The 8,828-nt window shown below is 65.8% G+C and carries 6 protein-coding genes and 1 pseudogene; 6 read left to right on the top strand and 1 reads right to left on the bottom strand.

The annotated features are described in order from the left end of the window. A pseudogene (locus tag K789_RS0108370) lies at positions 1–249 on the bottom strand (hypothetical protein); the annotation flags it as partial. 104 nt (positions 250–353) lie between these two features. Between K789_RS0108370 and K789_RS0108365 the strand changes: the two are divergent. The 6 genes from K789_RS0108365 (at position 354) to serA (ending at position 8,801) form a co-directional block, all read left to right on the top strand. Further along, positions 354–1,292 (top strand): LysR family transcriptional regulator, encoded by a 939-nt coding sequence (locus K789_RS0108365; RefSeq protein ID WP_024366366.1) that lies wholly within the window; start codon positions 354–356, stop codon positions 1,290–1,292. A gap of 129 nt (positions 1,293–1,421) precedes the next feature. Then, positions 1,422–3,143: a dihydroxy-acid dehydratase gene (gene ilvD, locus K789_RS0108360; protein WP_024366365.1), complete on the top strand. Its 1,722-nt coding sequence runs from the start codon at positions 1,422–1,424 to the stop codon at positions 3,141–3,143. 414 nt (positions 3,144–3,557) lie between these two features. After that, positions 3,558–5,456, top strand: coding sequence for an acetolactate synthase large subunit (locus K789_RS0108355; RefSeq protein WP_024366364.1), 1,899 nt, complete (start codon positions 3,558–3,560; stop codon positions 5,454–5,456). Positions 5,457–5,458: 2 nt separating this feature from the next. Continuing rightward, positions 5,459–5,971: an acetolactate synthase small subunit gene (gene ilvN, locus K789_RS0108350; protein ID WP_024366363.1), complete on the top strand. Its 513-nt coding sequence runs from the start codon at positions 5,459–5,461 to the stop codon at positions 5,969–5,971. 82 nt (positions 5,972–6,053) lie between these two features. Further along, entirely contained in the window at positions 6,054–7,079 is a 1,026-nt protein-coding gene (gene ilvC, locus K789_RS0108345) for a ketol-acid reductoisomerase (RefSeq protein ID WP_024366362.1), read from the top strand. 126 nt (positions 7,080–7,205) lie between these two features. Next, positions 7,206–8,801, top strand: a complete 1,596-nt coding sequence (gene serA / locus K789_RS0108340; protein WP_024366361.1) for a phosphoglycerate dehydrogenase — start codon at positions 7,206–7,208, stop codon at positions 8,799–8,801. The last annotated feature ends 27 nt before the right edge of the window (positions 8,802–8,828 follow it).

Here is an 8,828-nt window from a genome sequence, read left to right as displayed (position 1 = left end):
GCCGGCAGCCGTGGGCATCCAGGCAAGGCCGGCAGCAGACGCGGAAGCGGCGGAACCGCCGCCGGCCAGGGCGCCGCGGTGACTGGCGCCGTGGTCGGCGTCGTGCAGATGAGGAGGGGTGGAATCGGGCGTGGCGGCGGGCCCCGTGCCTGCGGAGCCGGACCTGCGGCGGGAGCTGTTGCGATTAAGCAGCCACCAGACGACGGCGACAATCGCCACGATGACGACGAGCCAGATAATCCACTCCATAGCAGAGCCTTTCTGTCCATAAGGCAAGGTTGCCGTTGCTTGACGGTACGTCTGCCCGAAGGGGGCTGTCCAGCCTCCAGGCCGCCGGCCTGTAGCCTCTCTTCATGGATTTCAAGAGACTGCGTATTCTCCGCGAGCTCGCCGACCGCGGCACGGTCGGGGCCACGGCTGAGGCAATGAAGGTGACGCCCTCAGCCGTCTCGCAGCAGCTCAAGACCCTGCAGGAGGAGCTGGGGGTGGTCCTGGTCGAGAAATCGGGCAGGGGAGTGCGCCTCACCGAAGCCGGACTCGCGATGGCGGGAGCAGCCGCCGAGGTTTCCACCGCCATGGCCCGCGCGGAAGCCACCATCGACACCTACCGGCGGGGTTGGCAGACACACGTCAAGGCCGCGTTCTTCCCGAGCGCCGCCGAGATGTTTCTTCCCGGCCTCCTGCACCGGGTCAAAGCCATCGACGGGCTCCGCTTCCAGGCCCACTTCGAGGATCCCAACGTCGCCGGATTCGCGGGATTGACGGCCGACTATGACATTGTGCTGGCGCACAGCGTCGATGGTCCCGACGTCTTTGCCCGCTTGGGGCTCACGGTTGTGCCGCTCCTGGACGAACCCCTCGACGTCGCCATCCCCGAGGGCCACGCGCTCGCCGGCAAGACGACCCTGCGGGCCGAAGACGTCATTGGCTTCCCGTGGATGGGAGTGCCCGAGGGGTTTCCCTTCGACACAGTGCTCCGCCAGATCGAGGTGCAGGCCGATTCCCCTGCGGACCGCGCCCAGCTGTTCCCGGATCTTCGGGTCCTCGAGGCCCTCGTCAGCGCCGGGCACGGGCTGAGCCTGCTGCCTCGTTACACGGCCCTGAAAAACCAGGGCCGGGGCTTCGTCCTGCGTCCGCTCGCCGGGGTCAAGGCCAGCCGCAGCATTGTTGCCCTCGCGCGCCCGGATGTGGCGGCCCGGACCACGATCCAGCAGGTGCTCACCCTGCTCAAAGCCGAAGCACAGTCCGTCGCCGAAGCCCCCGAGCTGCGTGACGCCGCTCACCTCAATTGACATCCGCCGGATCAAATTGTCCAGATAGTGAGACACTAGTCCACTATCTGGTCGAAACATTCCCGGTTTTATGCTTAATGCGCCCTTCCGGGTCGTTGCGCCCCGCGGCGGAGCCCTAGACTTTGAGCCATGAGTGAGGACACCCAAACAGCGACAGAGACCAAACCGGACATCAAACCCCGCAGCCGGGTCGTCACCGACGGAATCCACGCCGCGCCTGCGCGCGGAATGTTCCGGGCGGTCGGCATGGGCGACGACGACTTCGCCAAGCCGCAGATTGGTGTCGCGAGCTCCTGGAATGAAATCACTCCGTGCAACCTTTCCCTGAACAGGCTGGCCCAGGGCGCCAAGGAGGGCGTGCATGCCGGCGGCGGGTTCCCGATGCAGTTCGGCACCATCTCCGTCTCCGACGGCATCTCCATGGGGCACGAGGGCATGCACTTTTCGCTGGTGTCCCGCGAGGTCATCGCCGACTCCGTTGAAACCGTGATGCAGGCAGAGCGTATTGATGGCTCCGTCCTCCTGGCCGGCTGCGACAAGTCCCTCCCGGGCATGCTCATGGCCGCCGCCCGCCTGGACCTCGCCGCCGTCTTCCTCTATGCCGGCTCCATCATGCCCGGCTGGGTCAAGCTGGAGGACGGCTCCGAAAAGGAAGTCACACTCATTGACGCCTTCGAGGCCGTCGGCGCCTGCGCCGCCGGCAAGATGAGCCTGGAAGACCTTACCCGCATCGAAAAGGCCATCTGCCCGGGCGAAGGCGCCTGCGGCGGCATGTACACCGCCAACACCATGGCCTGCATCGGCGAGGCGCTAGGCATGTCCCTGCCCGGCTCGGCCGCTCCGCCCTCGGCCGACCGCCGCCGCGACGCCTTTGCGCACAAGTCCGGCGAGGCCGTGGTCAACCTCCTGCGCCTGGGCATTACCGCCCGCGACATCATGACCAAAAAGGCCTTCGAAAACGCCATCGCCGTCACCATGGCCTTCGGTGGCTCCACCAACGCCGTGCTGCACCTGCTCGCGATCGCCCGCGAGGCCGAAGTGGACCTCTCGCTGGAGGACTTCAACCGCATCGGCGACAAAATCCCGCACCTCGGCGACCTCAAGCCGTTCGGCCGCTATGTCATGACCGACGTCGACAAGATCGGCGGTGTGCCGGTCATCATGCGCGCGCTGCTCGACGCCGGCCTCCTGCACGGGGACTGCCTCACTGTTACGGGCAAGACCGTCGCGGAGAACCTCGCGGCGATCAACCCGCCGGACCTCGACGGCAAGATCCTCCGGGCCATGGACAACCCCATCCACAAGACCGGCGGCATCACGATCCTGCACGGCACGATGGCTCCCGAGGGTGCCGTCGTGAAGAGCGCCGGCTTCGACGCCGACGTCTTCGAGGGCACGGCCCGCGTGTTCGAGCGCGAGCAGGGTGCCCTGGATGCGCTCGACAAGGGCCAGATCAAGGCCGGCGACGTCGTCGTCATCCGCTATGAGGGCCCCAAGGGCGGGCCGGGCATGCGCGAAATGCTCGCCATCACCGGCGCCATTAAGGGTGCTGGCCTTGGCAAGGACGTGCTGCTGCTGACCGACGGCCGCTTCTCCGGCGGAACCACGGGCCTGTGCATCGGCCACGTGGCCCCGGAAGCCGTCGACGGCGGCCCCATCGCCTTCGTCAAGGACGGCGACCGGATCCGCGTGGACATCGCCGCCCGCAGCTTCGACCTCCTGGTCGATGCGGCCGAACTTGACGCCCGCAAGGTGGGCTGGGAGCCGCTTCCGGCCAAGTTCACGAAGGGCGTGCTCGCCAAGTACGCCAAGCTCGTCCACAGCGCCTCCACCGGCGCTTACTGCGGGTGATTCCTACCCTGAGGTTACGGCGCTAGCGCCGTAACCTCAGGGGCCCTCGGAATCCCCCTTATTAAGCCCTGCCGCCGAACGTTGCAGGGTCACCTAGGGGAAATGAGGGTCCCAGCTAGTGGACAATGGAGTCCAGATAGTGAGACAGTGCGAAGGCTCGTTGACACGTGTCTCACTAAGAGGGAAAACTGAACGCATGATCGCATTCGTTACCGCCGGCGTCCTCGTCGTCCTTACCAAGCGCGTGGCTCCATAGCCCGACTGGTAACGAACCGTCACGCGCAAACCCCTCGAAGAGCCATCCGGCTGAGGGGTTTTTTTATTTCCGCACCACCGGTCACAGCAGCACCACGCAACACCAGCAGTTCCACGATCACCGAAGATCCCACCGAAGTTCCACAAAGGAAGAGTCCGATGAGCAAAGGATCGCCGATCAGCCCCTCGCTGATGGCCGCTAAGTCCGCTGGAGCCCCCAAGGCTCCGGAACGCGTCGAACGCCCGGCTGACGCCGGCGTCGACACTGCTGCCGTCTCTCCTGTCCTTGGGCCGAACAACGTCGTACCCCCGACGGTGATGACCGGTTCACAAGCAATTGTCCGCTCGCTCGAAGAACTCGGCGTGGACGATATTTTTGGTTTGCCCGGTGGCGCGATCCTGCCCACCTATGACCCCTTGATGGCTTCCCGAATGAACCACATTCTGGTCCGTCACGAACAGGGAGCCGGCCACGCCGCGCAAGGCTACGCCATGGTCACCGGACGGGTTGGCGTTTGCATCGCCACCTCGGGCCCGGGTGCCACCAACCTCGTTACCGCCATCATGGACGCCCACATGGACTCCGTGCCGATGGTGGCCATCACCGGCCAGGTCGCCAGCGGGGTCATCGGCACCGATGCCTTCCAAGAAGCGGACATCGTCGGCATCACGATGCCGATCACGAAACACTCCTTCCTGGTGACCGACCCCAACGACATCCCGCATGTGATGGCCGAGGCGTTCCACCTTGCCTCGACCGGACGCCCGGGCCCCGTCCTGGTGGACGTCGCCAAGGACGCCCAGCAGGGCCAAATGACCTTCTCCTGGCCGCCCAAGATCGACCTGCCCGGCTACCACCCGGTGCTCCGGGGCCACAACAAGCAGGTCCGCGAAGCCGCCAGGCTCATCGCGGCAGCCAGCAAGCCCGTGCTCTACGTGGGCGGCGGCGTCGTCAAGGCGCACGCCTCGGCGGAACTGCTGGAGCTCGCTGAGCTCTCCGGTGCCCCCGTGGTCACCACCCTGATGGCCCGCGGCGTGTTCCCGGACTCGCACCCGCAGCATGTCGGCATGCCCGGCATGCACGGCACGGTCTCCGCCGTGACCGCCCTGCAGCAGTCGGACCTGCTCATCACGCTCGGCGCACGCTTTGACGACCGGGTGACCGGCGTCCTGAAGTCCTTCGCGCCGAACGCCAAGGTCATCCACGCGGACATCGACCCGGCGGAAATCTCCAAGAACCGCACGGCCGATGTGCCGATCGTGGGCTCGGTGAAGGAGATCATCCCGGAACTCAGCGAGGCCCTGCGCGCGCTGTTCGCCGTCTCCGGCACCCCGGACTACACCAACTGGTGGGCCTTCCTGAACAACCTCAAGGAGACCTACCCGCTGGGCTGGACCGAACCCGACGACGGCCTCAGCGCGCCGCAGCGTGTGATCGAACGCATCGGCGCCCTCACCGGCCCGGAAGGCGTGTACGTCGCCGGCGTCGGCCAGCACCAGATGTGGGCCTCGCAGTTCATCAAGTACGAGCGCCCGCACGCCTGGCTGAACTCCGGCGGTGCCGGCACCATGGGCTACGCCGTACCGGCCGCCATGGGCGCCAAGGTGGGCGAACCGGACCGCGTGGTCTGGGCGATCGACGGCGACGGCTGCTTCCAGATGACTAACCAGGAACTGGCCACCTGCGCGATCAACAAGATCCCGATCAAGGTCGCCATCATCAACAACTCCTCGCTGGGCATGGTGCGGCAGTGGCAGACCCTCTTCTACGAGGGCCGCTACTCCAACACCGACCTCAACACCGGCCATGACACCGTCCGGATCCCGGACTTCGTCAAGCTGGCGGACGCCTACGGCTGCGCTTCATTCCGCTGTGAGCGCGACGAGGACATCGATGCCACCATCCAGAAGGCCCTGGAGATCAACGACCGCCCCGTGGTCATTGACTTCGTCGTGAGCCCCAACTCCATGGTGTGGCCGATGGTCCCCGCCGGAGTCAGCAATGACCAGATCCAGGTTGCCCGCAACATGACCCCGGAATGGGAAGAGGAGGACTGAACATGACCCGCCACACACTGTCCGTTCTGGTCGAAGACAAGCCCGGTGTGCTGACCCGCGTCGCCAGCCTCTTCGCCCGCCGGGCCTTCAACATTAACTCCCTGGCCGTCGGGCCGACGGAAGTTCCGGGCATGTCCCGGATGACCGTCGTCGTCGACGCCGACGGTGAGCTGATCGAGCAGATCACCAAGCAGCTGAACAAGCTGGTCAACGTGATCAAGATCGTTGAGCTCACCCCCGAATCTTCCGTACAGCGTGACCACATCCTGGTCAAGGTACGTGCGGATGCCGCAACACGGCTGCAGGTCACCCAGGCTGCAGACCTGTTCCGCGCATCAGTGGTCGACGTCTCCACAGAGTCGGTGGTCATTGAGGCAACGGGCCACCCGGAAAAGCTCACGGCGCTGCTCTCAGTGCTCGAGCCTTTCGGCATCCGCGAAATCGTGCAGTCCGGCACTTTGGCCGTTGGGCGGGGATCCCGCTCCATGAGCGACAGGGCTTTACGCTCCGCGTAGACCTGCCGCAGCACCACACCAGCTTTAGCGAAGTTTCACCGACAAGCACCACCTAAGAATCCACTTAAAAGGAGACACCCCAGTGACTGAAATGTTCTACGACGACGACGCCGACCTGTCGATCATCCAGGGCCGCACCGTCGCCGTCATCGGTTACGGCTCCCAGGGCCACGCCCACGCCCTCAGCCTGCGCGATTCCGGTGTTGACGTCCGCGTTGGCCTCAAGGAAGGCTCCAAGTCCCGCGCCAAGGCCGAGGCCGAGGGCCTGCGTGTCCTGAACGTCGCGGACGCCGTCGCCGAAGCCGACCTCATCATGGTCCTCACCCCGGACCAGGTCCAGCGCCATGTGTACGCCGAGGACATCGCCCCGAACCTGCAGCCGGGCGACGCCCTGTTCTTCGGCCACGGCTTCAACATCCGCTACGGCTACATCAAGCCCCCGGCCGACGTGGACGTCGCCCTCGTTGCCCCCAAGGGCCCAGGCCACATCGTCCGCCGCGAGTTCGAGGCCGGCCGCGGCGTGCCGGACCTGATCGCCGTCGAGCAGAACCCGTCCGGCAAGGCCAAGGAACTGGCCCTGTCCTACGCCAAGGCCATCGGCGGCACCCGCGCGGGCGTCATCGAGACCACTTTCACCGAAGAGACCGAAACGGACCTCTTCGGCGAGCAGGCTGTCCTCTGCGGCGGCGCCTCCCAGCTGATCCAGTACGGCTTCGAGGTCCTCACCGAAGCCGGCTACAAGCCCGAGGTTGCCTACTTCGAGGTGCTGCACGAGCTCAAGCTCATCGTGGACCTCATGGTTGAAGGCGGCATCGCCAAGCAGCGCTGGAGCGTCTCCGACACCGCCGAGTACGGCGACTACGTCTCCGGCCCGCGCGTGATCACCCCGGACGTGAAGGAAAACATGAAGGCTGTCCTGAAGGACATCCAGGACGGCACCTTCGCCAAGCGCTTCATCGACGACCAGGACGCCGGAGCCCCCGAGTTCAAGGCGCTGCGCAAGAAGGGTGAGGACCACCCGATCGAGGCCACCGGCCGCGAACTGCGCAAGCTGTTCTCCTGGATCAAGAACGAGGACGACTACACCGAAGGCTCAGTGGCCCGCTAGGCACTGACCGGCAGGGGAGCCGGACACCATTACTGGGGTCCGGCTTCCCTGCTGTCGAGCACCACCCGCAGTACCTGATTCACCAAAATCCCCGCCTGTTATACAAGAGAGTTAAAGAGGTCACCGGTGACAAGCACCAAACCTGTAGTACTCCTCGCTGAGGAACTTTCGCCCGCCACGATCGAGGCCCTTGGCCCGGACTTTGAAATCCGGCAGACCGACGGCGCCGACCGTTCCCAGCTGCTCTCTGCGATCGCCGACGTCGACGCGATCCTGGTCCGCTCCGCCACCCAGCTGGACGCCGAGGCCATCGCCGCCGCGAAGAACCTGAAGGTGATCGCCCGCGCAGGTGTCGGCCTCGACAACGTCGACATCAAGGCCGCTACCCAGGCCGGTGTCATGGTGGTGAACGCGCCCACCTCGAACATCGTCTCCGCCGCGGAACTCACGGTCGGGCACATCCTGAGCCTTGCCCGCCACATTCCGCAGGCCAGCGCCGCCCTCAAGGACGGCGAGTGGAAGCGCTCCAAGTACACCGGCATCGAACTCTTCGAGAAGAAGATCGGCATCATCGGCCTCGGCCGGATCGGCGCCCTCGTCGCCGCCCGCCTCAAGGGATTCGACACCAAGATCCTGGCCTACGATCCCTACATCACCTCAGCCCGCGCCGCCCAGCTCGGTGTGCAGCTGGTGACCCTCGACGAGCTGCTCGCACAGTCGGACTTCATCAGCATCCACATGCCCAAGACGCCGGAAACCGTCGGCATGCTCGGCGCCGAGGCGTTCAAGAAGATGAAGAGCACCGCGTACGTCGTCAACGTCGCCCGCGGCGGCCTCGTCGACGAGGAAGCCCTGTACGCAGCGCTGGAGTCCGGCGAAATCGCCGGCGCCGGCGTCGACGTCTTCGTCAAGGAACCCAGCACCGACCTGCCGTTCTTCAAGCTCGACAACGTTGTGGTCACCCCGCACCTGGGCGCGTCCACGGACGAAGCGCAGGAAAAGGCCGGCGTCTCCGTCGCGAAGTCCGTCCGCCTGGCCCTGGCCGGCGAACTGGTTCCCGACGCGGTCAACGTCGCAGGCGGCGTGATCGCTCCGGACGTCCGCCCGGGCATCCCGCTGATGGAAAAGCTGGGCCGCATCTTCACCGCCATGACGCACGCCTCGCTCACCCAGTTCGACGTCGAGGTCGCCGGGGAAATCTCCTCCCTCGACGTCAAGGTGCTCGAACTCGCGGCACTCAAGGGCATCTTCGCCGACATTGTGACCGAGCAGGTCTCCTACGTCAACGCCCCCGTGATCGCCGAGCAGCGCGGCATCAACGTCCGGCTGATCACCACTCCGGACACCGAGTCCTACCGCAACGTCCTGACCCTGCGCGGCGCCCTCAGCGACGGCACCCAGATCTCCGTGGCCGGAACCCTGACAGGACCCAAGCAGGTCCAGAAGCTCGTGGGGATCAACGGCTTCGAGGTGGAGATCCCGATCAGCGAACACCTCGTGGTAGTGGCCTACTCGGACCGCCCCGGCGTGATCGGCACCATCGGCCACATCCTCGGCATGAACAACATCAACATCGCCGGGATGCAGGTTGCGCGGCAGGATGAGGGCGGCCAGGTGCTCGCGCTGCTGACCATCGACAGCTCCGTCCCGCAGCAGGTCCTGGACGCCATCAAGGCCGGAATCGGCGCTGACATGGTGCGCGAGGTCGACCTCGAGGACTGATGTCCTGACCGTGGACACCGGCGGCGG

This window comes from Arthrobacter sp. TB 26 (genome assembly GCF_000427315.1).
Taxonomy (GTDB): domain Bacteria; phylum Actinomycetota; class Actinomycetes; order Actinomycetales; family Micrococcaceae; genus Arthrobacter.
This window is presented reverse-complemented; position numbering and strand designations above follow the sequence as displayed.